Origin of the sequence: Marivirga tractuosa DSM 4126, from assembly GCF_000183425.1 — a bacterium.
GTDB classification, from domain to species: domain Bacteria; phylum Bacteroidota; class Bacteroidia; order Cytophagales; family Cyclobacteriaceae; genus Marivirga; species Marivirga tractuosa.
The window spans coordinates 3,983,575-4,008,777 of record NC_014759.1 but is presented as its reverse complement, the minus strand read 5'-3'; the positions used below and the strand labels follow the sequence as shown (position 1 = coordinate 4,008,777).

The window sequence follows — 25,203 nt, the reverse complement described above, 5'->3', positions numbered from 1 at the left end:
GGCTTTTCTAAAAATAAGAAAAGATTAATGAATCTTACAGCCTTTGAAAATATAAGTTATAAGCTTACTAATTTATTGAGAAGATTGTAGCTTTGCGCTCTGTAAAATGTAAATCATGTTTCTACATTATTTTTAATGAAATTATTTTAACTTCAGTAGAAATAAATTTTCTGAAATAGAACTTTAAAATCCATTTTAAAACATAGAGAATGAGAGTAATTACGAATATGCTTGCGCCTAAAGAATACGAAAGCAAGAATGAATATGGCAATATTCTTAACATCGATATGTACGATACTAAGGACAAAGATTATTTTTCACCTATGGAAACTCTTTTGGCTTCTTTAGCATCTTGCGCATGTGTAGATTTGGTTGAAATGATCAAAAAAAGAAGAAAGAACCTATTTGATCTTCAAGTTGAGACTAAAGGAAAAAGAAGGGAAGAACATCCAAGAGCCTATGAAAGTATCCATATGATTTTTACTGCCACATCAGACAATTTAAAGGAGGATGAATTTATGAAATTGGTTGAGTTGGCTGCAGGTAAATATTGCTCTGTTTCTGGTACTTTAAATGTGAAGGCAACTTATGAAGTGGTGATTAAAGAGATATAAAAAAAGGGCTTTCTGAGAAGAAAGCCCTTTTTTGTATCAGGTCACCAAACCTGTTTTATAATCTATTTTTTGATATTCTTCTTTACTTAGCTTCAAATCCCTTCTCGCATTCTGAATTTCTGGTCTGAAAAACGAACTATAAAGTAGCAGACCTGTAAACAAGCCCATCAATCCATTGTGATAGGTCATTGCAAAAACAGCTACAGTAATGATTTGATAAATGGCTAAACCAATATACTTAATCAGAGTAGCACTTTTATACTTCTTCATTTTAGAAACTAGCACATCATCTTGTGCAGCTAATTTATACTGACGTTTTGCTAAAAAATGAAGGAAAACTGTCTCAATAATGGCTAAAATCACCGTTATCCCTACTATGGTATCCTCTATATCCGCAGGAATAGCGAGTAATTTTGCATTCCCGTTTTCAGCTCTTAAAAATGCCACGGCAAACAGAAATAAAGGCGCTGCCAACAAACCATAATAGGTCATTTGCAAAGATTGGAAAAAAGATTCCCAATATTTAAAATCTTCCTTTTGACTCATAAAAGCTTATTATTCAGAAGCTGAATCCAATAATTTAACTGCTGATAAGCCTAAGTGATCCACTAGGATTTTTTTATACTCTGTAGTGTTTTTATAACCACCATTTGCGTTGAAAAACTCCTCTATTATCGGCTGCCAGTCGCTTGATTTAGGCATCACAAAAGCAAATTCTTCAGAGCCTTCGTCTCCTACTTTGTGCCTTTGCAATGGTTTTCTTTCTTTAACAGCTGACAAATAGAAAGCTAAATCTAAATAAGATAATGACTTCTTATCAGTTAAAATTTTATCCAAAACATCAGGACTTGAACTAACATAACTGATTTCAAGACCGGGATAATAGTCGGATTTAAGTTTATTTATTCGTTTTTCATTTAAAGTACCTTTAGCAGTATAAGCTGTGAAGCCACTAAATTTTTGTGGTATCTCACTCATAGATTCCAAAGTAGGCACGCTACTATGTGTTACCAAAATTGCAAAATTGGTAATAAATGAAGGGCTAAACAAAATTTCACTTTTTCTGGCTTCCGTCACAGTGATGTTTCCTAAACCGAAAACTCCGTTTTTACCATTTTTAACTCCATTGTACATGGCGCTAAAACTGCTTCCATTTCCTAAGAATCTAGCATTCAGACTAATCCCGTGATTTTGCCTTACATATTGCAAGAAATCATTCATGATATCAACGCAAACTCCGGTTAATTTTCCACTTTGATCTTTATACACAAATCCTGGTGTCTCCACATAAGTGAAAGTAACCGTTCCTTTTCCAGCTGCTTTTGCAGTTGCATAGTTATCTCCAGTTAAATTTTGAGATAATACAACACTACTTATAAAAAATAAAGTAGCCGTCAATACAATTTTGAATTGTTTCATAATTTTCAGTTTAGGGTGTCTATTCCACTTAAATCAATTAGTAAATAAAAACATTAGTCTTTAGGATTCAAATTTTCTTTGGGTAAAGCGTAATTTGGCGCTAATGATAATGCACTATTAAAGTATTTTTTTGCAGATTCCTCATTTCCTTGTGCTCTTGCAATCATACCTTGTAAATTGTTAATGACTGCTTTAAAAGGAACCTCAATTTCATTTCCTGCTTCATCTTTCGCATAAACTTTACTGCCATCTACTATTCTTTTGCCAAGCAGTAATTCTGAATTTATCATGGCATCATCATACTTTTTCAGATCATATTGCTTTTGAATAACCTCAAACAATACAAATCCATCATCAGAAATATTATAAAGCTTTTGATACATCTTGAGAGCCTGATCAAGGGCGCCAAGCTGATCTAAGCTCTTAGCACTAATTTGTAAAATCATTTGATTATTAGGATTTCTGCTTAAAGCATCTCTACTAACCAATGCAGCTGAAGCATATTGGTTAAATTCAAAATACATATATGCTAAAGAATCCAAATAAGAACTGTTATTGGGCTCCAAAACAATCAAATCATATATAGCATCTTTTGCAACAGCAAAATCATTATACTTAATAGATCTATTGTATTTTTGCTTAGCTCTTTGGATTTCAGCCTCGTTTGGAGTTTTATCTTGTGCTTGTATGTTGAAACTAAATGCCAGTAGTATGGCAAAGCCAGATAAGAATACTTTTTGAGTAGAATTTCGCATATTCATTTTTAATTATTTTAAATAGTTTACTAATACTGTGCCAATTATTGGTTTATAAAATATTTATTGAGCTTTTAGCTTAAGTTTTCGACCAACTTCGAGCATATACTCATAAGCTTCTTCTCTATTATTCTGAATTTCGCCATCCAAAATCGCTTCTTTTATTTCACTTTTAATAATACCAATTTCTTTACAAGGTGATAAATCAAATGCTTTCATGATATCTTCCCCACTTACAGGTGGTTGAAAATTTCTAACTTGGTCATTTTCCTCCACCTCTTTCATTTTCTGCTCTACTTTATCAAAATTAGCTCGAAACTGCTTCACCTTATTCATGTTTTTAGAGGTGACATCCGCTCGGCACAAAGTCATTAGGTCTTCGATATCATCGCCTGCCTCAAAAAGAAGCCTTCGTACTGCATTATCGGTAATATTGTCTCTCACTAAAGGAATTGGTCTCAAATGAAGCAAAACTAACTTCTGCACGTACTTCATCTTTTCATTTAATGGCAGCTTCATTCTCTTGAAAATCTTTGGAACCATACGTGCTCCTTTATCTTCATGGCCGTGAAATGTCCAGCCTTGTTTCGGATTAAATCTTTTCGTAGCCGGCTTAGCAATATCATGTAAAATAGCTGCCCATCTTAACCACAAATCGCCCCCATATTCAGCAGTATTATCCAATACTTGCAAGGTATGATAAAAATTATCTTTGTGCTTAAAGCCATTCTTTTCATCCACTCCTTGTAATTCCACAATCTCCGGGAAGAATTTATCCAGTAATTGAGCATGATAAAGCAACTTAAAACCATATGAAGGTTTTTCAGTCAAGATGATCTTATTCAATTCATCAGTGATACGTTCAGCAGAAATTATCTTTAATCGCTCTGCATTTTTAATGATGCTATCAAATGTATTGGGTGCTATGTCAAAATTCAATTGAGATGCAAAACGAATTGCTCGTATCATTCTCAAAGGATCATCGGAAAAAGTAACATCAGGCTCCAAAGGAGTTTTAATTATTTTTTTCTTTAAGTCCTTCACTCCACCAAAAGGATCAATTAAGGCTCCGTAATTTTCTTCATTTAAACTGATAGCTAAAGCATTGATCGTGAAATCCCTTCTGTTTTGGTCGTCTTCAAGGGTTCCTTCTTCCACTATTGGCTTGCGACTGTCACGCTGATAAGATTCTTTTCTTGCGCCTACAAACTCCAGTTCCCAATCGCCATGGTGAATACTGGCAGTACCAAAATTCTTAAAAACTTGAAATTTCTTTTTAGACCCGATGTTTGCAGCTACTTCTTTCGCTAAATCAATTCCGCTTCCCACGCAAACGAAATCAATATCTTTAGAAGGTCGTTTTAGGATTAAATCACGCACATACCCACCTACTACATAGGCTTCAATACCCAGGGAATGGGCACTTTTTTTAACTAACTCAAAAACAGGGTGCTGTGCTAGAAGTGCAGAGAAATTCATTATTACTACTTAGGATGATATTTTTACCAAGTATTGACAACTCAAATGAGCAAAAAATAGCTTCGTATTAAGTGATTGTAAATTTAGTATAATTTGATGATAAGAGTATGAAATTGATAAGTATTTTAAGCTTGGAATATACTTTTTTAGAGATTATTTGATGTGGAAGAGTTTGGCGGTAGGTGTTAAACTTGAACTTGGGAAGGATAAGCCATCTTTATATTTTAATCAAAGATTAAAATGAATAGATTACTGACTTGTCAGGAATCTTGCCCTATTGAAATTTCGTTTTAATAAACAAAATAGCTTCACCATTAAGGGCAAAGCTATTTGTAATACAATTAAAGAATATTTTTTTCAATTCCTTCTATTAATTTCATCTCGGATTTTAGCCGCTTTTTCATAGTCCTCACTTTGAATCATTTTATCCAACAACTCATTCAATTTATCCATCGGCATATTTTTCAATTTGTCGAAATCGGATTTTGAAGTTGGAGTTGATGAAGATCCTGGAGAAGATGATTTTTCAACTGGCTTTTTCAACTCAGAAATATCTTCGTCTTCCTTCTCGTCAGATAGAACTATACCTGCCTCGGACATGATTTTTTCATATGTGTAAATAGGAGCGTCAAAACGAATTCCTATTGCAATGGCATCAGAAGGTCTGCTGTCTATTTCAACAGTTTCCATTCCATTATCACAAACAATTTTGGCAAAAAACACGCCTTCTTTCAAATCTGATATCACAATTTCTTTTACTGAATAATTAAAACTGTGCGCAAAAGATTTGAATAAATCATGTGTCATGGGTCTGTTGGGCACAATCTTTTCAATTTCAATAGCAATAGCTTGCGCTTCAAACATACCAATGATGATCGGCAATCTTCTGCTACCCGGTGTTTCACCCAAAACTAAGGCGAAAGAACCTGATTGCGACTGACTAGACGATAAACCTAATATTTCTAATTTGATTTTATCCACAAGTGAATTTTAATTTTGTGCTGCTTTTAGTGCTTCAGTTAATTTTGGAACTACTTCAAAAGCATCTCCTACAATACCGTAATCCGCTGCTGAGAAGAACGGTGCTTCTTCATCTTTGTTAATCACTAATATATATTTGGAAGAATTCACACCTGCTAAATGTTGGATAGCACCAGATATACCAATTGCTACATACAACTGAGGAGAAACTTTAACTCCTGTCTGTCCTACGTGCTCATGGTGAGGTCTCCATCCAATATCAGAAACAGGCTTTGAACATCCTGTAGCCGCACCTAAAGTTTTAGCTAAGTCTTCAATCATTCCCCAGTTTTCAGGTCCTTTCATTCCTCTTCCACCAGAGACTACAATTTCTGCTTCCGGTAATAAAATTTCACCAGTTTGCTTATCTTGTGAAGTAATTTTAACTGCAAAATCAGCATCTTCCAATGTTGGCTCAAAGGCTTCTACTGAAGCATCACCACCATCTTCTTTTAATTCAACAGCATTTTTCTTGATCCCGATAATTTTTGTTTCAGTGGTCATTTCCACATTAGCAAAAGCTTTACCAGTATAAATACTTCTTTTTACTGAAAACCCACTTGAGGTATCTGGTAAATCTGCAACATTGGATACAAATCCTGCTTTTAATTTAGCTGCAATTCGCGCTGCTACAGGATCACCTAATGAAGATTTAGCAAGCACTAAAGTTTTTGCACCTTCCTTTTCCATTGCTTGAGCAATTACTTTTGCATAAGGCTGAATTAAACCTTTCTCTAATTTTTCATCCGCAGCATGCAAAACTTTTGAAGCACCTGCTTTTCCAGCTGCCTTCAAAATTGATTCATCTACTGGACCAATAGCAATTGCTGTAACATCCTCTCCCATTGCCGCAGCATAAGATACTGCCTCAAGAGATGATTTTTTGATTTCGCCTTCTGCGTGTTCTATAAATACTAATATTGACATTTCTTTCTAATAATTTCGTTCAACAATGATTAATCGACTTTTCAGTTATCAAATAACTTTCGCCTCGTTTTTCAACAATTTCACCAACTCTTCTACATTGTCGGCATCAATCATTTTTACATCACCTTTTTCTGGCGGCATTTCATATTTCTGCAGTTTTACTGCCTCCGAAGCCTCTGAAGGTGCTACTACATCCAACTTCTTGCTTCTTGCTGACATAATTCCTCTCATATTTGGAATTTTCCATTCAGCAATCGGCTCCTGGCATCCTGCGATGAAAGGTAATTCCAATTCTAAATATTCTTTACCACCTTCAATCTCACGAGCCAACTTAGCTGTTTGTCCTTCGATATCCAATTTCATAACTGGAGAAATAGCCGGTAAGCCTAATAATTCACCTACCATTCCGTGCACCATACCACCATTGAAATCAATAGATTCTCTACCCATCATGATTAAATCATATCCAGCATCTTTAGCATGGTTAGCAATTTGCTCCGCTACAAAAAATGAATCTGTTGGCTCAGCATCAATTCTGATAGCATCATCAGCTCCAATTGCCAATGCTTTTCTGATAGTTGGTTCTGTTTCGGCACCTCCAACATTTAATACTGTAACCGTCCCGCCCGAAGCTTCTTTCAATTCAACCGCTCTTGCCAGTGCGTAATCATCATAAGGGCCGATGATATATTGCACTCCGTCTGAATTAAATTTTGTATTGTCGTCCGTAAAGGAAATCTTTGCCGTTGTATCCGGCACATGCGTTATGCAAACTAATATTTTCATAAAATATTTTGAGTTTATGGTTCATTGCCTAAAACACTTTTTGTTGAAGACAATTTGAAGATTTATAAAGTATAACTGATATTAAAGCCCGAAGTTAAGTATAATTGAAAAAAATAAAAATTGAATCCGACTAATGAATGAAGATAGAATAGCACAACTTCAAAAATTTCGAGAAGAATCTCCCGATGATCCCTTTATACTCTATGCTTTGGCTACAGAATATAAAGAAGAGACACCCCAAAAAGCAAAAGAACTTTTCGATGAACTGCTGGAAAAGCATGAAAACTACATTGGAACCTACTATCACGCAGCCGCACTGTATGCTGAATTTTTCGAAAGAGATATAGCAGATGAAATTTACCAAAAAGGAATAGCCCTTGCTCAAAAAAATGGCGAACATCATGCGCTAAGGGAATTACAGAATGCTTATACTAATTTTCAGTTTGAGGAGTAGAATCTAGATTCAAGATGTTAGATTCTAGAATCAAGACTTAACCTGCATTAAGTTCATTCTAATTGAAATTAGACAAGCTGTTAAAAGGAGTAAGCTATTGAAAAAAGAGCAGATCTATTTTTTACCATAATACCTCCTGAAGAGCCAATAACAAGGCCTGGGTAAAAATCTTTAAAACCAATAAAAATATCACAAACAATACTTAAATCTTTTATTATTTGCTGGCTTATTCCTAAAACACAACCCAATTCAGTTTGAGAGGCCAGTAACGATACTGGGTCTTGGTCTTTTGGTTGCCATTTTCTAACTATTATGCCAGTATTTATAGACTTGTTTCCAGTTAATAAATACTTAATTATAATAGGAACTTCAAAGGCAAAATGCCTTTGCGTTGCTGTGTCATCTAAAGTTGGGAATAGTGCTCCTTTTCCATACCAATATATTTCATCTACAAGTGGGGATTTACTTTTTGCCCTATAATAGAAATTCAATCCAGACTCAACTAGAATCCTATTACCAATAACCGTTTTTGAAATTGCAAATCCTAAGCGAGTAGCCATTGCAGGGTAATCTTCTGTTTCAAATCCTACTACAGCAAATTTGGTTATACCTATTCCAAATTTGGCACTTAGGTTATAGCTTTTGTTTTCCTCGCTATTCTTTTGGGAGTACACAAAACCTACTGAACATAAATAAAAGACAATGAATATAAATGATTTCATGAATTTAGTTTACAGCAAAACGAATGTAAATTAAACCATCAGATTGTAAAAATTATTGTGTCATTATTGATGACAAAGTTTTAAATATAAAAAGGCCACACCTTGAGCGAATTTAAAAATGCTAATACCTATTTTTATTTTGAAAAATAAATTCTAAAAAAACAGTCTTAAGGATAGGTCGTATACTTCAATTATCAATCAGAAGTTAGCTAAATAAAACCTACTCTTACTTAAAAATTAAGTCGATAGTATATTGATGCAATGAACAGTTGCTACACTCTATACCAACTTCAATTTCTTGTTATTAAAATCTGTTAAAATCATAACCTATGAAACTAAATAGCTTCCAAGAAAAACTCAATAAGGAGAACAAGACTGATTTCAGTCAGCTCACAGCTGTTTTCATCAATTGTACTTTAAAGAAATCGCCAGAAAAATCGCATACCTCAGGTTTGATTAGCATGTCGGCCCAAATCATGGAAGATAATGGCATACATGTGGATATCATCAGGGCGGTAGATCATAATATTGCTTTTGGGGTTTACCCTGATATGACCGAGCATGGCTGGGATAAAGATGACTGGCCGACCATTCAAAAAAAAGTAATGGATGCCAACATTTTAGTCATTGGAACGCCAATTTGGTTGGGAGAAAAGTCCTCAGTGGCTACTCAGGTTATAGAAAGATTATATGGCTTTTCAGGAGAAACTAATGAGCATGGACAATATGCTTACTACGGTAGAGTGGGTGGCTGTCTGGTTACCGGAAATGAGGATGGTATTAAGCATGTAGGAATGAATGTTTTGTATAGTTTACAGCATTTAGGATACACGATTCCTCCTCAAGCAGATGCTGGCTGGATAGGTGAAGCCGGTCCTGGTGCATCTTATATGGATGAAGGAAGCGGTGGCCCTGAGAATGATTTTACCAATAGAAATACCACTTTCATGACTTGGAATTTAATGCATATGGCAAAAATGCTTAAAGACAATGATGGTATTCCAGCACACGGAAACCAAAGAACAGAATGGGATAATTCAAATCATAAGGACAACCCGAATCCAGAATATCGGTAAATCGAAAAATGAGCCATATAGAGATACTTATTTATATTTTACATGTTCATCACGATGAAAAGTAGTTGAAGACAATCAGACAATGCTATTAAAGAAAACGTAAAACAGAAGGAATACACTAAAGCTTTTGATCATAAATATTCCGCTATATAACAATTGATACATAGCACTCCTGAAAATTTTCGACATTTGCATCTTGAAAAATGACATATCAATGGACAGCGTAAAGCTAGGACTTAAAGAAAACTGGAAACAGTTTGCATTATTGGTGATCGTCAACGGTTTTGTTGGCGGTATGGTGGGGATGGAAAGAAGTATATTCCCACAATTTGCTGAAGTAGAATTCGGAGTAGCTTCCAAAACGGCCATTTTAGCATTTATCACCGCTTTCGGTATTAGTAAGGCAGTAGCTAATTATTATACAGGTAAATTAGCCAATAAATTTGGCAGAAGAACTCTCCTACTCTTTGGATGGCTATTGGCTATACCTGTACCTTTTATGCTGATTTATGCGCCAAGCTGGACATTCGTCATAATCGCCAATATTTTATTAGGACTCAGTCAGGGACTGACCTGGAGTAGCACGGTAGTCATGAAAATTGATCTTGTGGGCGAAAAAGACCGTGGCTTTGCTATGGGATTAAATGAATTTGCCGGCTACTTTGCTGTCGGAATAGTGGCTTTTATCACAGGTTATGTGGCCAATAGTTATGGTATTACGCCCTATCCATTTTATATCGGTGTTTTTCTATCCATTGTTGGATTTCTATTGACTTTATTTTGGGTGAAAGACACTCGAGATTTTGTCAAAAAAGAAGGCAAAAACAATAAAACGGTTGAGCTCAAAAATGTATTTTTAGAGACCACTTTCAAAAACAAAACCCTAAGTTCAGTTACGCAAGCCGGTTTAATCAATAATTTGAATGATGGGATGATTTGGGGACTTCTACCTATGGTTCTGTTTTCCTTAAATTTTGATAATGAAAATATAGGCATTATTACGGCTATTTATCCCGCAGTGTGGGGAATTGGACAGCTTTTCACAGGCAAAATGTCCGACCATTATTCCAAAAAAGGAATGCTATTTTGGGGAATGTTAATGCAAGGAATTGCCATATTATTTATTCCATATAGCAGTGAATTTGCCGTTCTAGCTGGATTATCAGCTATTTTAGGTTTAGGAACCGCACTCGTTTACCCTACCTTTCTCGCCACCATAGCTCAAGCCACAAGTCCGCAACAAAGAGCTGAAAGTATAGGGACATTCAGGCTTTGGAGAGATTTGGGTTATGCTTTTGGCGCCATAATTTCGGGCGTAACTGCTGATATATTTGGAGTTGAATACGCTATCTTAACAATTGCAAGTTTAACCATAATGTCGTCTTTGATCATTAAATTTAGGATGCCGGTTAATATCAAAACAGTCAGGAAATAATTACCCAGAATGAAATAGTTTTCACTAACCATTCTGGGATCATGCTAGTTAAAAGCATCCTAAACTAACTCTTCTACCATTTTTTCATTTGGTTCATAAACAACTTGCTCTGCAATCAACTTCCTCCATCTTAAATCTCCATCATAAATGTCAGTAATTTCTCCTTCATCATTCATTGCCATCAAGAAAATCCATTGGTTATCAACAAGCTGCCTTACCGAATCATGCTTTTCCAAAACCTTAATCATGGCTTCTTTGGGCGCATTAATCACGACACTTAATCGTAATGGTTCATGTTGATAGTTTACCCCATCGTGAATCGATTGCATCGGCAGGCCAGATCTTAAATCTCCAGCAAATCCTTCTAACACTCCAATTCCTGAAGTGACATTGTGCAAAGTTTTATTACCAGAACCAAAATGCTTGTTATCTACTGTGGATCCATAATATTGGAGGTTGATCCAACTTGTCACTACCATAGGTGCAGTCATAATAGTTTCTAAAACTTTAAATCCTCGGTCTTCTCTCCAACTATAGGAATGTAAAAAAGACCGGCCTTTCAAATCGACTCCTCTAGTAATGGTTCTTGGTGCAACTACAAAAGAAGAACAACCTGCAAGCCCCCACTCCGGTCGTACTTGCGACCAATCCTTAGCTCTTATTTTCATGAATGAATCAACATCTTTTCCGTCTTCTATATTCATCCTTAAAACTCTTTCTGAACGAGTAGCGCTTCCTGCTTGTGCAATTCGCTTTCTTATATTTTCCAGATCTGCTTGATGAGAAGAGGGAACTAAATTCGCATTAAAAAGTGAAATCTCATCGGTACTAGTATCATGCAGACATGCCAGGAAATAGGTTGAATCAGGAATGACAATTTTATCACTGGCGAGCTGCTTCCTCACCTCTTTATCATTTAAGATAATGGATGCCACTTTTGCATTAGCCTCACCTGACTGCCCAGCACAAGCACCACAATCCAAGCCGGAGGCATGAGGATTATTGACAGAGGTAGATCCATGTCCTACTATCATCACCACGCGGGCAAAATCTTCAGTAAGTGACATTGCCTGAAGAGCTCCTTTTGCCATATTCACCCTTGCCTCCAATGGAATTCCTAGAGTCAGTTCACTATTACTGCTCTCAAGTTCAACCGATAAATTCTCGATTTCTTCCTTCCTCAAGCCGTTTTTTTGCGGATGTGGAACAGGCCTAGTCATCCCAAAGGAATCAGTGAATAGTTTAGGTAACAAAGACAATCCAATAGGGCTCACAAAACCAAAGGAACTGATTGCACTTGATTTAAAAGACTTCCACGAAAAATTGAAGACTCTATTGAGTTTTCTTCTTAAAACTACTTTCCCATTCTGATCTTTATTAAGAATTTTCTCCCTCACGGTGTAGCTTGAAGGTATTAATGCAGGACATTGGTCATATCCCTTGTCATGACCAATTTTTACAAAATTAATTGGAAAACCGAAGAAGCCTGCGAAACCTAATGTACCAACCTCTGGTGCTACAGATTCCAGATTCCTACGATAAACCTCAGATCTGACATCGATACAGAAAACAGCTTGTACTTTCGGTTTAGATGCTTTTTGCTTAGAAGAATCCTTCCTCTTAAATTTTTTAATTAATCGTCTTTGAGCAGTTAAATCATATGCGTTTTGTAATACAATCAAATCCGACAAATTGGTATCAGCCGCATCATATTTAAGCATCTCCAACTTCGCTTTCTTCCATTGGCTTTCCAAAACTGGGGTTTTCAAAGCTTTATAAACACCATATTCCCAGCAAATTAATACGCTTAAGAATTCACTTAATTTTTTCTCTTCACGGCCGTATCGCTTAGCATCCCAATCAAAATGAGCAATGTAGGAAGACCAACCACCTACCCTTAGCAACAAACTATGTAAATAAATTGGTAGAACTTTCTCCTCCAGCTCAAGCTCATGAAGTGCAATAGCTGCTGCTTCAATATGATTATCTGGTAACTCTTTTATCAGCTTATGAAATCCCTTCATCCCAATCAATGATGGTGATCTGTTGGTTTCTGCTTCAATTTTCCATGCAGAAAACAAACTTAATTCTTGCCCCTCCTTTTTCCATTGACTTTGCGCCTCGTCAAAATAAGAAGCCGCCCAGGAAGAAATACAATCTAGCATGAAATCAGGCCAGTTTGCCGTGCTGATCTTCTTCGCCAACTCAGCAACTGTATGTATTTGAGTAGTATGTGCATTTTTGAATTCCTTCTTTTTAAGTGTTTCTAAAAAGGATTTCGCACTAATTTTATTGTCTCGATATTTTTCATTCACTGCAGTTTCCAAATCTTCCATCAATATATTACCTTGCTCTAAAGCATTTAGATAATAGTTTGCAGACATCGTAGTGTGGATTCCTGCTGCATAAGATAATCTTTGAGCAGCTGATTCAAAGGAGTGATCGCTTAGCCCTAAATAGGGGTTTACAGCAACAAAATTTTCTAATGGCCATAAAGGCGCTATTTTCTTTGAAGCATCAAGAAGAGCCTTACCTATTGAAACATTCATTAAATTGATTTCAGAATCCTTGATTTTATTTAACATTTTAATTTGTTTAAATACACTAAATTGCTTTTAAATAAGTCATTAAGAAACTTCTTTCCTCATTCATATTTTTTTATGAAATCAGGTTTAGAATCTTTTACATACAAGGCCCCTACCACACGGTCATAAACCACATTCGCATAAAGCCCATTTCTGAAATGAATGGACCATTTCCTCCAGAAGCTGGAATCTTTGATGAAGGGCGAAAAGATTTGAATAAGCACTATTCCTGCGAAAACTATCAACCAAAAGAATAATAAAATCACCACCGCTGTAGAGGGTTGCATAATCACTGGAATTTGTGATTTCAAAATAGTACCCATCAATGTTTCCAAGCTGAAAAATGCCAAAGCAACAAGGGCGGCCATCAATACCACCTTTGGAATCAACCTTTTACTTCCATAAGAATCTAAAGCAGTAGCTATTAATAAAGACAATCCCATGACGATAATGCAACTGATCACCAATAATGATAATTCTTCTATGGGGTTGATGCCCCAGGCATAGGCCATAAATCCAAAAATTGTGAAAGCAAGCCCTATGCTTATTACAAGGACAAGCAGATTAGCCTTTCTCTCTGGAAGCTCTATTTTTGATGCTTTTTTAACGTCAATAAAACTGCCAGAAGAAAGAAATGCATGCGCTTTGTAGAACGAATGTGCTACCAAGTGTAGCATAGCCGCAGCATAAATACCAAATCCGCATAGTAACAAACTAAAGCCCATATGGGAAATACTGGAATAGCCCAAAGCAGTCTTCACAGAAGATTGAGTCATATAGGCAATGGATCCAAATAATGCAGTGAATCCGCCAAAAATAATCAGGACAATCGGAGCATATGTCGTCTCTCCTACCATGAAAGACATTCTAGCTACTAAGAATGGCCCTGCGTTCAATAAACCGGCATGGAGTAATGCAGAAACCGGTGTGGGCGTTTCCATTACTTCTACCAACCAGGCATGAGTAGGAAATAAAGCAGATTTCAGAATTGCGGCTAGCACAATACAAATACTTGCCAATTCTATTTCTAGCGGTAGAATACCGGAAAAATTTTTCATCTCAGTAAATACCACTTCTAAATTTCCCGTACCAAAACGATTGAAGGTTAATAAAACTGCTCCCAGCAAAAACAAATCACTCAGTCGTGCTGCTATAAATTTCTTCCTGGCAGCCAATTTAGATCTGCGTCTTTCAGAATAAAAAACAAGTAATCGATGTAAAGAAATACTTGTCAATACCCAAGAAATCCACAACAAGCCTACATTTCCTGACAGCACTAATAACTGAACAGAAGCAATAGTCGCAGCCAATCTTCCGATAAAGACTCCCTGCCTCTTGTCGCCATCCATATAATTAAAACTAAATCTCATCACTACAAAAGAGATGAGATTAATCATGGTGAATATCAAAACACTCAAAGCATCTAACCTAATGGATATTCCTAGACCATTGAAAGCTAAACTATTACTCTCTATTAATCCACTTTGATATACCATCAGAGCAGAAAATAGGGCGATTAGAATAGATGAATAAATTGATATTCTACTAACCCCTATCAATTTCCTTGGCCTTAAGCCCTTCATAAACCAAGACAAAATGGCTATAACTGTAAAAAACAGGGGTGATAGAAAAACAATGCCTATGATTAATTCTTTGGTCATCTCTTACAGTTTTAGATTAATTCAATTGTGATATTTGAATTGATTTTCACTGTTTTACCCTCTTCTTTGGCAGCATCAATAATTTCCAATATAGATTTCCTACTTGCTTTTAATTCAGCTATTCTTGTTCTAGAGTTTTCATCTGGTTTTCCATATCTTTCATAAGAACTGAAATCTCTCAAATTATGAAAGTTGATTTTTTGACTAATCAAATTAGAGACAATTTCTCTTGCTTCTACTGCTGAATACTCTCCTCTTACAAGGTCTTCTGTTTGCTTATTCACTAATACTTTTTCCATAACTTTTAAAATTGTTTAATGGTTTTTCAAATTATTTACACAAATTTGGCAAACATTGTTCATATATTTTTATTTATATGTTTAATGAATAACATAAACTATTATTATGAACTATACTATACATCAGCTACAGATATTTTTAAAGGTGGTACAAAAGCAAAGTATCACTAAAGCTTCTGAGGAGCTTTTCATGACTCAACCTGCTGTCTCTATCCAGTTAAAAAATTTTCAGGATCAGTTTGACATATCGCTTTATGAGATAATAGGACGGAAATTGCATATCACCGATTTCGGAAAAGAAATTGCCCTAATAGCCGAAAGGGTTATTGAAGAATTAAATACTATAAACTACAAAACCGAAGCCTATAAGGGCATGCTGACAGGGAAACTGAAAATCTCCTCTGCATCAACAGGAAAATATGTGATCCCATTTTTTCTTGAAGAATTCCTATCAAATAACGCTGGAATTGACTTGGTCCTAGACGTAACGAATAAAACTAAAGTAGTTCAAAGCTTAAAAAATAATGAAATAGATTTCGCCCTTGTAAGTGTGGTTCCTGATTTATTAGATGTTGAAGAAGAACTTCTCATTGACAATAAATTATATTTGATCAGCAGTGAACCACAACCAAATGAACAAATGCCTTTGATCTACAGAGAAGAAGGCTCTGCCACAAGAAGTGCAATGGAACATTATTACGGCACCCATAATTCCAAGGCTAGAAAGAGATTAGAGCTCACCTCCAACGAGGCCGTGAAACAAGCTGTTATTGCAGGTTTGGGAAACTCCATCATGCCTTTAATTGGAATCAAAAACGAACTAATAGAAAAGCAACTATATATTTTACCTATTGAAGATTTGCCTGTAACTACTAAATGGAGGTTGATTTGGCTAAAAGGAAAAAGAATGTCTCCTGTTGCCAAGGCCTATCTGGACTTTATTCAACTTAAGAAAAATGAAATTCTTGAAGAGAAATTTAAATGGTATCAGGAATACAAATAATAAATGTATTGTTGGTATATTTTATAATGCATTAATCTAAAAACTCATTGGCAGTCATATCCCCATTTTTTGACTGAACAATATCAAAAAGCAACTTAACTGGATACACCGATACTATATTCACTACGGAAACATTCTTATTTATAGAATTAAAACATTAAAATTTGATTTCAGATTTCATTCGCCTACATTTGCAACAGAATTATGGTTTCTGTTGGAAAGCAATCCTTCAGAATTAAAAGGGAATTCGGTGCTTGATTGTATTTTTAGATCAATAGTCCGAAACTGTCCCCGCAACTGTAAGTCCATTTTTAGATTGAAATGCACTATCCTTGCCACTGTTAGCCTACCGGCTGATGGGAAGGCCGCAACTTCAACGGACGAGTCAGGAGACCTGCCATAGCTCATAATTATTTTCGACTTTCGGGTGAAAGGTCAGGAATGTACGAAAGCTATAAGCTAACTTTTTTACATCTGATTTTGACCGTGGTCGCATTAAACAATATTTTATGCGATTAGGTATCTTATTTTTATTGCTATGGTTCTCCAATGGACTATGGGCACAAAACCATCAGGACAGCATTTCTGTGTTAGAGGAAGTATATGTGCATGGCAATTTTGAAAAACAATTTCTGCCAGGCAATACTATTATTTTGCCCAAAGCCAAAACACTGGAGTTTTATGATGGCGCTAATATTAGCGAAATTTTAAAGCAGAACAGCAGTATCTATTTCAAAGAATATGGAAATGGAATGCTCACAACCATTGCATTTCGTGGTACAAATGCTAGCCAAACTGCAGTGCTTTGGGACAATTTCAATATCAATAGCTTCACCTTAGGACAAACAGATTTTTCTTTATTACCCTCTCAAGCCATTTCTGAAATATCCATCATTCCGGGAAGTGGAAGCACTATGGGCGGAAGTGGTGCTTTTGGTGGTGCCGTTTTATTAGAAAATCCTCTCTCCTTCAAAACAGAGAATACGTTATCAATTGGTCAGCAAATCGGCAGTTTTGGGTTGCTAAATAGTAATGTAAATGCAACTGGCAGCAACGGCAAATGGGCTTATGATACTCGTTTATATTGGGGGAAAGCCGAAAATGATTTTGAGATTTTACAAACTGGCGAAAAGCAGGACAACGCAAGCTTTGAAAGATGGGGGATAAACCAAAGCATTGGCTATAAAATTAGTAATACTGAAAAAATAAAATTAGCGATTTGGTATAATGACAACTTCCGAGAAATTCAACCACCAATAGGGTCTACCAGAGATATAAATGAGCAAGAGGATCATAATTTAAGGACACATCTTAATTTCGATAAGAAAGTGAAAAATGGCCTTCTATCTATTGGGAGTGGTTATTTCATGGATGAGATGGATTATCAATTGAACCAGGCAATTTCCTACAATAAAGTGAACAGATGGGAAAGTTTTGCTACTTATAAACATCATTTCTCCAAAAATCATGAAGTCAAACTTTCAACTCGTCACAATTATATTGAGGCCAACAACCAAAGTTATGAATCAGGGAGTGCTATTGAACAAAGATACAGCCTCGGTGCATTATTTAAGGGCCAAATCATTGAAGGAATTGATTATGCTTTACATTTGAGGCAGCAATTAGTCCCAGGAGTGAATATACCCGTTTCGCCTTATGCGGGCATTTCGTATCAATTAATTCAACATGGAAATCACAAACTTAAGCTTAAACTCAACTCTTCTTTTAACTATAGACTTCCAACCTTAAATGACCGATTTTGGAATGAAGCAGGTAACCCGGAACTAAATTCAGAAACCGCTTGGAATAAGGAGATGACTTTACAGTCTTCGCATCAGTGGCTTGATGTTAAAACAGATTTTTCCATCACTGCTTACCACAATGATGTAGTCAATTGGATTCAGTGGGTGCCTGATGAAAATAATCAATGGAGACCTCGAAACATCAAAGAAGTGCTGGCAAAGGGTGTTGAAACTCAGATGGGAGTTGAATTTCCTGTCTTTAATTATTTCAAAATTCAAACTAATTTCCAATATAGCTACACTCAATCGACAGTTTTAGATTCAGAAAAAAATTCCCGTGAAATAGGGAAGCAACTTATCTACACTCCATTGCATAAAGCAAATGCCACAGCTTCTCTTTCCTGGAAGAAATTTTCATTAAACTCTTTCCACCAGTGGACAGGTAAAGTTTATACCACCAATAGCAACTCCGAGCTATTTGCTCTTGATTCATTTTTACTATCTGATATAGGATTGAGTTGGAAATCGACTTCATGGCATTTATCAGCTAAAGCCAAGAATACTTTTAACACAGAATACTTCCTCTATTCTGGCTATGCAATGCCCGGTAGAAATTATCAAATCAGTATAACCCGAAAATTTAAATTCAAATAACATGACAAAGAACTATTCAATTTTAATCAACTTTATTCTTGCATTGTTTATTTTCTCATCCTGTGAAGAAACTGAAGATGTAGCACTAAAAACAGCGGGTGTCTACATCTACCATGAAGGAGGATTTGGCAGTAATAATGCTACCATTGGCAATTATGATCCTGAATCCTATGATTATAATCCGTCACTTTACAGGGGGCAAAACAGTAACTTCATTGGGGATGTGCAACAAAACATTTTGGTAGATAATAGTAATGATAGAATCTACAGTGTGCTAAATGGAAGTAATTCGATTGATTTAATGACTACAAATTTGAAATCTGAAGCTAAAATCAGCTTCGCTGAATTGGATAAACCAAGAGATATTGCCGTACTGGGTGATATCGCCTTTATTGCAAACTGGGGACCTTACAAACAAAATTTTGCTTTGACAAATAGTGAAATTTTCGTTGTGAATTTAACCACAAACAAATTAATAGATCGAATTGAAACTCAGGAGTACCCTGAACATCTTTTTATCAAAAACAATAAACTTGTAGTAAGCCACGCATCTTTTGATGGAAGTATTAGCGAAATATCCATTATCAACCTTGATAATTTACAAATAGAAGAAACTCTTGAGGTTCCAAGCGGGCCACAGGAAATAATAGAAGACGATAACGGTAATGTTTGGGTGATTTGTACTAGTGGGAATTTGCTGCAATTAAATACATCTTTAACAGGCATCGCAAACCAAATAGAACTGGACAATTCAGTATTAGGTGATATTGATTCACATGAAGATGCCATCTATTTTTATTCAAATAGTGAAATTTTGTTTTTAAATATTTCAGATAACAGTATTAGCTCAACAGGTATTGAAGTGGAAATACAAACTCCCTATGCTTTTGCTGTTGATCCGGTTTCAGGCGACTTTTATCTAGGAGACGCACTGGATTTCTCTAGTGAAGGCCTGGTAATTCGATATGATGCAGAGGGAGAACTGCTGGATACATTTGAATCTGGCATTGCTCCTACTCAATTTTCTTTTAACATCGAAAGAGATAGATGATTGTAACTAAAGGAAATAAGGCAGATAACGCCATTACAAAAGTAACCAAGGCAGTTTTTCCCAATACAACTAATCATTATGATACGCTATTTGGAGGAACTGCCCTCCAATGGATGGACGAGGTGGCTTTTATAACCGCCACGCGCTATTCCAGGCAGAAAATGGTAACGGTAAGCAGTGATAAAATTGATTTCAATAAAGCCATTCCTGCTGGAACAATAGTAGAATTAGTTGGTCAAATAGAAAAAGTCGGAAATACTAGTTTAGAGGTCAGAGTGGATGTTTTTACCGAAGAAATGTATTCTGATCACCGAGAAAAATCAATCTCAGGCCGGTTTACTATGGTAGCAATTGATGAACATAAGAAACCGATTTTAATCACATGAGTGCTAAAAACATCAAAATAGAAGAGGGAGATTTTTACATGGAAAATGGTTTTTTCGTTTTCACTGAAAAATATCATCTAAAAAGAGGGTATTGCTGTGGAAACAGGTGCCGACATTGCCCTTATGATTTTAAAAATGTGAAGGCAAAAAAATAACGAAAACATTCAATTTATTTTTTACTTTCGTAGCTAGCTAACTGAACAGAAGATTGAAAAACAAGACTACGAACTGCCTTAATTGTGGAGAGCAATTAGATTCAAATGAAAATTTTTGTCCAAATTGCGGACAAGAAAACTCTGATAAAAAACTACCATTAGGAGCTTTTATAAAAGATTTCTTTTCTAATTATTTAAGTTTTGACACCATCCTATTCAAAACTTTAAATCCTTTTATTTTCAGACCTGGCAGGCTTAGCAAAGCATTTAATGAAGGCAAAAGAAGACGATATATCAATCCTATTCGGATGTATTTGATATTCTCTCTTTTCTATTTCTTCATGATAAGTCTTACAGTCCCTAAAGATCTGATTGATAAAGGCCTTAAGTCTTTCGTCAATCGAAAAGAAGTTTTGGATTCTGCCAAACTTAACGGGCTAGACAGTGTACGAGTAGATCAACTAATTCAAATTGCAGAGGAAAATAAAGCAGTAGAACAGAAAGATTCACTTAATAAATGGAGCACACTAAAATATTGGGCTTCAGATGAAAATTTATCAGATGAAGAATTTGAAGCTAATCTTCAGGGGATAGGATTAGATTTAGACCTCATTTCACCTGCTTATAAAAGATCATTTCTATTAAATTCTTCAATGTTTACTTATCAGGCCATCAGAAATTTGCCTTTGATGATGTTTTTCTTCCTCCCCATTTTTGCTTTTATCCTTTACCTTCTATTTATGAAAAAAAGATATTACGTAGAACATCTAATTCACGGATTACATCTCCATGCATTTGCCTATTTTATTTATGGCTTAGCTATATTGCTATTAAGTCTATTTTCAGTTGCAACAGGATGGATTATCTTTTTGAGTTTTACATGGGTAAGCATCTATACACTTTTCTCGATTAAGAGACTCTACCAGAATGGTTGGGGAAAATCTGTAATGAAGTTTTTCATATTAGGATTCTTTTACTTCAGTCTCTTAGTTTTTGGTTTCCTTTTTGAACTTTACATTTCATTTATTACCATTTAATATGTCTAATAAAATTGCCTTAAGTTGGAGTGGAGGAAAAGATGCATGTTTGGCACTGCACTATTTAATGAATTCCAATGAATATGAAATAGATCATTTGCACACTGTAATTGGCGGGGAGACAAACAGAGTGGGCATGCATGGCATCAAAAAAGAATTAATTGATGCTCAAGCAGCAGCATTAGGCATTCCTCTCAAGATTAGCTACTTACCTTCGGATAAAAGTAATATCTCTTATGAGCAGGTGATGCTAGAATATGCTAGTTACTGTAAATCCAAAAACATTACTACTATTGCCTTTGGAGATATTTTCTTGGAAGATTTAAAGAACTACAGAGAAGAAAAAATGGCAGAGGTTGACATGGAATGTTTATTTCCATTATGGAAAAAAGATACAGCAGAAGTAATAAATCAATTCCTAGAATTGGGCTACAAAACCAAAATTTGCGCTGGTGATGCTGCAAAAATAAGGAAGGACTTAATTGGCAAAAGTATCACACATGAGCTTCTACGAAAATTACCCGCAAATGTAGATCCTTGTGGAGAAAATGGAGAATTCCACACCTTTGTTTATGACGGCCCGATTTTCCAAAAAGCTGTTAAAATTAATTCAAACTCAACTCAATCTCATTTTTATGAATATCAGATCGAGGAAGGTGAAGAACTAAAAAAAGTGAAAAGTGAATTCTATTTTGCAGAACTAGAATTCACTAATCATCCAAATAATTCCTAATGCTTTAAAATCTTACTGACTTCCCTTTGACCATTTTTCTTCGTTATCACTAAGTAATACATACCCTTATTCCAATAATCTGTACGAAAACTTAAGTCAGAAGTATCACTAAAATGTTTTATATCTATCAATTTACGTCCACCTTGGTCAATGATTTCTAAACGCTCAAGAGCATTTATATTCAAATTTTTAACATTTAAGTTGTTTTGAAAAGGGTTTGGAAACACCTTAAATTCTTTTCTTAGCTCCTTGTCATTACTTAGAATTTTTTCAACATCTAAAGTTTCAGAATATGTACTTTCCCCACACTCATTTCTTACAACCAGCGTCACGGTGTAATTATCTTCCTCAGCATATGTATGACTTGGGTTAATTTCAGTTGAAATTGGTGAACCATCGCCAAAGTCCCATTCAAATTCGTTGGCAGGATCAGAAGACGAATAAAAATTAAATTGCCCATCCTCCGTATGATATGAAAAATCGGCCGCTGGGATACATGCAGATAAATCTACTGCATAGTTGTAAGAGTCAGTACCACAATCATTACTGACCGTCAGCACCACCTCATATGTACCCACCTCATCGTAAATATGAACAGGATTTTCTTCAGTTGAAATTTCTGAACCATCCCCGAAATCCCATTCGAAACTATCAGCAGCTGAGGTATAATTAACAAAGGAGACTTCCAAATTATTTAATTCAGCATTAAAGCTAGCAGAAGGAACTCCACTATTGCTATTCGAATTATAACTATAAGCAATTTCACCATTTTCAAATACTACTTTACATCTAAACTTCATCTCCTCCACTCCTTCTTGCTCTAAGTTAATAGTCAACTCCGCTGTATTAACTCCGGAAAAGTTATTGCTATTTTGTATGTTTATTGAGCCACCATCCTGAATTAGCTGCCATTGATAAGACTGAACATCTAGACCTTCAGTGATACCAACTGATAAAGTATTGTCAATACCACAACCTTCAAAAATAGGATGTGAATCAATATATTCCTTCAAATTAGGCTGTAAAACAAACAAACCATTATTTATATCACTGACCACAACAACTCCACTTTCAAAAAAAGGAAAATTGCTCCAGCTACCATTAAATGAATTATTGTTCGAATTGGGATATGTATCAAAAAATGCTCGCTCTCTTATTTCACCCTCATTGACTTTATTGGCATCCAAAATAACTAAACCGCTGGTATAGTTCGACTGATAAATTTTATTGTTTTTTATATATAAGTTATGATCAATAGATGACTTTTCACTGTAATGTTGGTTTATTAGCACAGGGTTATCTAAATCCCTCACATCCCAAATTAAAGTTCGTGTATTAAAACCATTCCCTTGCTCATCCAACTCATCATTTGAAATAAAATATTGGTGATCTTCAGTTAACCACCCTTGGTGGGAATAAGCAGATTGAGGAAAGCCTGATTTTGCTATCAATGAAGTATTGCCCTTGTTTTCTACATTAGCTATAGTAACTGTATTTTCATTAGCATTAAAGCAAATCTCTTGTCCTTGATAATCAGAATCAGGGCCGTTGTAAATCACACATTGTGCATCGTGCGTGTATCCATCTGCATCAAAGCATCCGGCATATTTAGGATTTTTGGGATCCCTGATATCAACAATGTGCAAACCTCCCGCACCACAATTATTACTTGCCCCTCTGGCACCCACAATATAGGCAAATCCAGAGGCTTCATTTATAACAACATTATGAGCACTGGAAACTCCATTATACACTGCATCAGCATTGAAATCTAAAATACTACCAGAATAATCACGAAGTCTTTTCAAATCGAAAACTTGCATTCCATGTCCTGAATTATTATCTGCCACTACAAAAGCGTGGTCATTGTAAACTTTGATGTCTCGCCATGAACTTGCATTACCCGTTTGACTTTCTAAACGACCTATGATTATAGGATCGCTAGGATTTTCAATACTTACAAATACAACACCATTAGTTTGGCACATCAAGGCGTATTCAATGCCACTTTGTGGATCAGTCCATCCCCAAATATCGGCACCTGCCACTCCCGAGCTTCCAGATAAATTGGAATTATTGATATTGGCATAAAAATCTACTTGATTGCAATCAAAGCCATTCACTGTACCATTTTCACAAGCTGTTTGCGAAAATGCAAAATTGATAGTTAGTATAAAAACTAGTAAAAAAAGGTAATTTTTAGTCATGATAGTTTATTAAAATAGTTCTCTAGTAATAATCTTGCTGCCTGCACAGAGTGTTTATCCCCTTGTCTTACAGCATCTTCAAATTTCAGCAAATTCTCTTTAATTTCTGGACTTTTGTAGAAGTTTCTCTTCAAATAATGATGAATGGTTTGATGCATCCAATGGATGGACTGCTCTTTTCTGTTGTGGTCAAAATACCCGCTCTCTTTTTGCTGAGCTTGAAATTCCTTGAGTAAGTCCCAAATATCTGACAACCCACTATTTTCCAATGCTGAACAAATTCCGACTTTAGGGATCCAACCATTTTCATTGGCAGGAAACAAATGTAAAGCATTCTGATATTCCTTCTTGGCTTTTTTGGCTGCTTCAATATTATTTCCATCTGCTTTATTAATTGCAATGGCGTCAGCCATTTCCATTATACCTTTTTTAATCCCCTGCAATTCATCTCCAGCACCAGACAACATTAACAGCAGGAAAAAGTCCACCATGTTTTTTACAGCCGTTTCTGACTGCCCTACACCTACTGTTTCCACAAAAATGACATCAAAACCAGCAGCTTCACACAGTAACATACTCTCTCTGGTCTTTTGTGCCACCCCACCCAAGGCATCTCCAGAAGGAGACGGACGGATAAAAGCATTTTTCGATTGACTCAGTTTTTCCATCCGGGTTTTATCACCCAAAATACTCCCTCCTGTTTTTTGACTTGAAGGGTCAATTGTTAAAACGGCCAATTTTTTACCTTCATCAAGAATATGACTTCCAAAAGACTCAATAAAGGTGCTTTTCCCAACTCCTGGTACTCCTGTAATTCCTACCCTAAATGAATTACCTGTATATTGAAATAACTCATCTATTAGACGGGCTCCCAACTCATTATCTTCATCTAAGGTACTCTCTACTAAAGTTATAGCTCTACTTAATGCAATTCTATCTCCAGAAAGCACCCCTGCTTTATATTCTTCAATTGATAATCTGTTCTTCTTTCTCAAGCTCATTT

Annotated in this window: 24 protein-coding genes and 1 riboswitch; of the genes, 11 read left to right on the top strand and 13 right to left on the bottom strand. The window is 35.7% G+C overall.

Annotated elements, in window-relative coordinates:
- The first annotated feature begins 209 nt into the window (after positions 1-209).
- Positions 210-614, top strand: coding sequence for an OsmC family protein (locus FTRAC_RS17010; RefSeq protein ID WP_013455522.1), 405 nt, complete (start codon positions 210-212; stop codon positions 612-614).
- Positions 615-650: 36 nt separating this feature from the next.
- Here FTRAC_RS17010 and FTRAC_RS17005 read toward each other — a convergent pair whose 3' ends face one another.
- The 7 genes from FTRAC_RS17005 to FTRAC_RS16975 form a co-directional block, all read right to left on the bottom strand.
- The gene (locus tag FTRAC_RS17005; protein ID WP_013455521.1) at positions 651-1,160 is read right to left on the bottom strand and encodes a hypothetical protein; all 510 of its coding nucleotides are present in this window, start codon (positions 1,158-1,160) and stop codon (positions 651-653) included.
- A gap of 9 nt (positions 1,161-1,169) precedes the next feature.
- Positions 1,170-2,033, bottom strand: coding sequence for a substrate-binding periplasmic protein (locus FTRAC_RS17000; RefSeq protein WP_013455520.1), 864 nt, complete (start codon positions 2,031-2,033; stop codon positions 1,170-1,172).
- Positions 2,034-2,086: 53 nt separating this feature from the next.
- Positions 2,087-2,794 (bottom strand): tetratricopeptide repeat protein, encoded by a 708-nt coding sequence (locus FTRAC_RS16995; RefSeq protein WP_013455519.1) that lies wholly within the window; start codon positions 2,792-2,794, stop codon positions 2,087-2,089.
- A 57-nt stretch (positions 2,795-2,851) separates the two neighbouring features.
- The gene (locus FTRAC_RS16990; protein WP_013455518.1) at positions 2,852-4,267 is read right to left on the bottom strand and encodes a CCA tRNA nucleotidyltransferase; all 1,416 of its coding nucleotides are present in this window, start codon (positions 4,265-4,267) and stop codon (positions 2,852-2,854) included.
- A gap of 357 nt (positions 4,268-4,624) precedes the next feature.
- The gene (locus tag FTRAC_RS16985; RefSeq protein WP_013455517.1) at positions 4,625-5,248 is read right to left on the bottom strand and encodes a bifunctional nuclease family protein; all 624 of its coding nucleotides are present in this window, start codon (positions 5,246-5,248) and stop codon (positions 4,625-4,627) included.
- A 9-nt stretch (positions 5,249-5,257) separates the two neighbouring features.
- Positions 5,258-6,214, bottom strand: a complete 957-nt coding sequence (locus tag FTRAC_RS16980; RefSeq protein WP_013455516.1) for an electron transfer flavoprotein subunit alpha/FixB family protein — start codon at positions 6,212-6,214, stop codon at positions 5,258-5,260.
- Between the two features lie 48 nt (positions 6,215-6,262).
- Positions 6,263-7,000: an electron transfer flavoprotein subunit beta/FixA family protein gene (locus FTRAC_RS16975; RefSeq protein WP_013455515.1), complete on the bottom strand. Its 738-nt coding sequence runs from the start codon at positions 6,998-7,000 to the stop codon at positions 6,263-6,265.
- A gap of 133 nt (positions 7,001-7,133) precedes the next feature.
- Here FTRAC_RS16975 and FTRAC_RS16970 point away from each other — a divergent pair, with 133 nt between their 5' ends.
- Entirely contained in the window at positions 7,134-7,454 is a 321-nt protein-coding gene (locus FTRAC_RS16970) for a tetratricopeptide repeat protein (protein WP_013455514.1), read from the top strand.
- 80 nt (positions 7,455-7,534) lie between these two features.
- On the opposite strand, the gene FTRAC_RS16965 is transcribed toward FTRAC_RS16970, so the two are convergent.
- On the bottom strand, positions 7,535-8,176 hold the full coding sequence (locus tag FTRAC_RS16965; RefSeq protein ID WP_013455513.1) for a hypothetical protein: 642 nt from the start codon (positions 8,174-8,176) through the stop codon (positions 7,535-7,537).
- Between the two features lie 329 nt (positions 8,177-8,505).
- Here FTRAC_RS16965 and FTRAC_RS16960 point away from each other — a divergent pair, with 329 nt between their 5' ends.
- On the top strand, positions 8,506-9,252 hold the full coding sequence (locus FTRAC_RS16960; RefSeq protein ID WP_013455512.1) for a flavodoxin family protein: 747 nt from the start codon (positions 8,506-8,508) through the stop codon (positions 9,250-9,252).
- 214 nt (positions 9,253-9,466) lie between these two features.
- A complete protein-coding gene (locus FTRAC_RS16955; RefSeq protein ID WP_013455511.1) occupies positions 9,467-10,687 on the top strand; it encodes an MFS transporter in 1,221 nt (406 codons plus the stop codon).
- Between the two features lie 59 nt (positions 10,688-10,746).
- Here FTRAC_RS16955 and FTRAC_RS16950 read toward each other — a convergent pair whose 3' ends face one another.
- Genes FTRAC_RS16950 through FTRAC_RS16940 form a run of 3 tightly spaced genes read right to left on the bottom strand, consistent with a single transcriptional unit; the run spans position 10,747 to position 15,232 of the window.
- Positions 10,747-13,272 carry a YbcC family protein gene (locus tag FTRAC_RS16950; RefSeq protein ID WP_013455510.1) on the bottom strand — a complete coding sequence of 842 codons (2,526 nt, stop codon included), beginning with the start codon at positions 13,270-13,272 and terminating at the stop codon, positions 10,747-10,749.
- A gap of 59 nt (positions 13,273-13,331) precedes the next feature.
- Positions 13,332-14,933, bottom strand: a complete 1,602-nt coding sequence (locus FTRAC_RS16945) for a proton-conducting transporter transmembrane domain-containing protein (RefSeq protein ID WP_013455509.1) — start codon at positions 14,931-14,933, stop codon at positions 13,332-13,334.
- Positions 14,934-14,944: 11 nt separating this feature from the next.
- Positions 14,945-15,232 (bottom strand): hypothetical protein, encoded by a 288-nt coding sequence (locus FTRAC_RS16940; protein WP_013455508.1) that lies wholly within the window; start codon positions 15,230-15,232, stop codon positions 14,945-14,947.
- Positions 15,233-15,338: 106 nt separating this feature from the next.
- Between FTRAC_RS16940 and FTRAC_RS16935 the strand changes: the two genes are divergently transcribed.
- From FTRAC_RS16935 to FTRAC_RS16905, 7 genes are all read left to right on the top strand, one after another.
- Entirely contained in the window at positions 15,339-16,235 is an 897-nt protein-coding gene (locus tag FTRAC_RS16935) for a LysR family transcriptional regulator (protein ID WP_013455507.1), read from the top strand.
- Positions 16,236-16,423: 188 nt separating this feature from the next.
- A riboswitch (cobalamin riboswitch) is annotated at positions 16,424-16,651 on the top strand.
- A gap of 93 nt (positions 16,652-16,744) precedes the next feature.
- Positions 16,745-18,631, top strand: a complete 1,887-nt coding sequence (locus FTRAC_RS16925) for a TonB-dependent receptor (RefSeq protein ID WP_013455506.1) — start codon at positions 16,745-16,747, stop codon at positions 18,629-18,631.
- A 1-nt stretch (position 18,632) separates the two neighbouring features.
- Complete coding sequence (locus FTRAC_RS16920; RefSeq protein WP_013455505.1) at positions 18,633-19,682, top strand: DUF5074 domain-containing protein; 1,050 nt, start codon at positions 18,633-18,635, stop codon at positions 19,680-19,682.
- Positions 19,679-20,068: an acyl-CoA thioesterase gene (locus FTRAC_RS16915; protein WP_013455504.1), complete on the top strand. Its 390-nt coding sequence runs from the start codon at positions 19,679-19,681 to the stop codon at positions 20,066-20,068. Before FTRAC_RS16920 ends, FTRAC_RS16915 begins: the two co-directional genes overlap by 4 nt.
- Positions 20,065-20,223, top strand: coding sequence for a DUF5522 domain-containing protein (locus tag FTRAC_RS19845; RefSeq protein ID WP_013455503.1), 159 nt, complete (start codon positions 20,065-20,067; stop codon positions 20,221-20,223). Before FTRAC_RS16915 ends, FTRAC_RS19845 begins: the two co-directional genes overlap by 4 nt.
- Before the next feature lie 53 nt (positions 20,224-20,276).
- Positions 20,277-21,260: a DUF3667 domain-containing protein gene (locus FTRAC_RS16910; RefSeq protein WP_013455502.1), complete on the top strand. Its 984-nt coding sequence runs from the start codon at positions 20,277-20,279 to the stop codon at positions 21,258-21,260.
- Between the two features lies 1 nt (position 21,261).
- Entirely contained in the window at positions 21,262-21,993 is a 732-nt protein-coding gene (locus tag FTRAC_RS16905) for a Dph6-related ATP pyrophosphatase (RefSeq protein ID WP_013455501.1), read from the top strand.
- Here the strand turns inward: FTRAC_RS16905 and FTRAC_RS19470 are convergent.
- Both FTRAC_RS19470 and meaB read right to left on the bottom strand, forming a co-directional pair.
- On the bottom strand, positions 21,990-24,200 hold the full coding sequence (locus tag FTRAC_RS19470) for a choice-of-anchor B family protein (protein ID WP_013455500.1): 2,211 nt from the start codon (positions 24,198-24,200) through the stop codon (positions 21,990-21,992). The two genes, FTRAC_RS16905 and FTRAC_RS19470, sit on opposite strands and share 4 nt — an antisense overlap.
- Positions 24,197-25,201, bottom strand: coding sequence for a methylmalonyl Co-A mutase-associated GTPase MeaB (meaB, locus tag FTRAC_RS16895; protein ID WP_013455499.1), 1,005 nt, complete (start codon positions 25,199-25,201; stop codon positions 24,197-24,199). Before meaB ends, FTRAC_RS19470 begins: the two co-directional genes overlap by 4 nt.
- Positions 25,202-25,203 lie beyond the last annotated feature (2 nt).

What these genes read in the sequence shown, in the direction of transcription:
- FTRAC_RS17010 (WP_013455522.1), top strand. Translation starts at nt 210, where the DNA reads ATGAGAGTAATTACGAATATGCTTGCGCCTAAAGAATACGAAAGCAAG.
- FTRAC_RS17005 (WP_013455521.1), bottom strand. Translation starts at nt 1,160, where the DNA reads ATGAGTCAAAAGGAAGATTTTAAATATTGGGAATCTTTTTTCCAATCT.
- FTRAC_RS17000 (WP_013455520.1), bottom strand. Translation starts at nt 2,033, where the DNA reads ATGAAACAATTCAAAATTGTATTGACGGCTACTTTATTTTTTATAAGT.
- FTRAC_RS16995 (WP_013455519.1), bottom strand. Translation starts at nt 2,794, where the DNA reads ATGAATATGCGAAATTCTACTCAAAAAGTATTCTTATCTGGCTTTGCC.
- FTRAC_RS16990 (WP_013455518.1), bottom strand. Translation starts at nt 4,267, where the DNA reads ATGAATTTCTCTGCACTTCTAGCACAGCACCCTGTTTTTGAGTTAGTT.
- FTRAC_RS16980 (WP_013455516.1), bottom strand. Translation starts at nt 6,214, where the DNA reads ATGTCAATATTAGTATTTATAGAACACGCAGAAGGCGAAATCAAAAAA.
- FTRAC_RS16975 (WP_013455515.1), bottom strand. Translation starts at nt 7,000, where the DNA reads ATGAAAATATTAGTTTGCATAACGCATGTGCCGGATACAACGGCAAAG.
- FTRAC_RS16970 (WP_013455514.1), top strand. Translation starts at nt 7,134, where the DNA reads ATGAATGAAGATAGAATAGCACAACTTCAAAAATTTCGAGAAGAATCT.
- FTRAC_RS16965 (WP_013455513.1), bottom strand. Translation starts at nt 8,176, where the DNA reads ATGAAATCATTTATATTCATTGTCTTTTATTTATGTTCAGTAGGTTTT.
- FTRAC_RS16960 (WP_013455512.1), top strand. Translation starts at nt 8,506, where the DNA reads ATGAAACTAAATAGCTTCCAAGAAAAACTCAATAAGGAGAACAAGACT.
- FTRAC_RS16955 (WP_013455511.1), top strand. Translation starts at nt 9,467, where the DNA reads ATGGACAGCGTAAAGCTAGGACTTAAAGAAAACTGGAAACAGTTTGCA.
- FTRAC_RS16950 (WP_013455510.1), bottom strand. Translation starts at nt 13,272, where the DNA reads ATGTTAAATAAAATCAAGGATTCTGAAATCAATTTAATGAATGTTTCA.
- FTRAC_RS16945 (WP_013455509.1), bottom strand. Translation starts at nt 14,933, where the DNA reads ATGACCAAAGAATTAATCATAGGCATTGTTTTTCTATCACCCCTGTTT.
- FTRAC_RS16940 (WP_013455508.1), bottom strand. Translation starts at nt 15,232, where the DNA reads ATGGAAAAAGTATTAGTGAATAAGCAAACAGAAGACCTTGTAAGAGGA.
- FTRAC_RS16935 (WP_013455507.1), top strand. Translation starts at nt 15,339, where the DNA reads ATGAACTATACTATACATCAGCTACAGATATTTTTAAAGGTGGTACAA.
- FTRAC_RS16925 (WP_013455506.1), top strand. Translation starts at nt 16,745, where the DNA reads ATGCGATTAGGTATCTTATTTTTATTGCTATGGTTCTCCAATGGACTA.
- FTRAC_RS16920 (WP_013455505.1), top strand. Translation starts at nt 18,633, where the DNA reads ATGACAAAGAACTATTCAATTTTAATCAACTTTATTCTTGCATTGTTT.
- FTRAC_RS16915 (WP_013455504.1), top strand. Translation starts at nt 19,679, where the DNA reads ATGATTGTAACTAAAGGAAATAAGGCAGATAACGCCATTACAAAAGTA.
- FTRAC_RS19845 (WP_013455503.1), top strand. Translation starts at nt 20,065, where the DNA reads ATGAGTGCTAAAAACATCAAAATAGAAGAGGGAGATTTTTACATGGAA.
- FTRAC_RS16905 (WP_013455501.1), top strand. Translation starts at nt 21,262, where the DNA reads ATGTCTAATAAAATTGCCTTAAGTTGGAGTGGAGGAAAAGATGCATGT.
- FTRAC_RS19470 (WP_013455500.1), bottom strand. Translation starts at nt 24,200, where the DNA reads ATGACTAAAAATTACCTTTTTTTACTAGTTTTTATACTAACTATCAAT.
- meaB (WP_013455499.1), bottom strand. Translation starts at nt 25,201, where the DNA reads ATGAGCTTGAGAAAGAAGAACAGATTATCAATTGAAGAATATAAAGCA.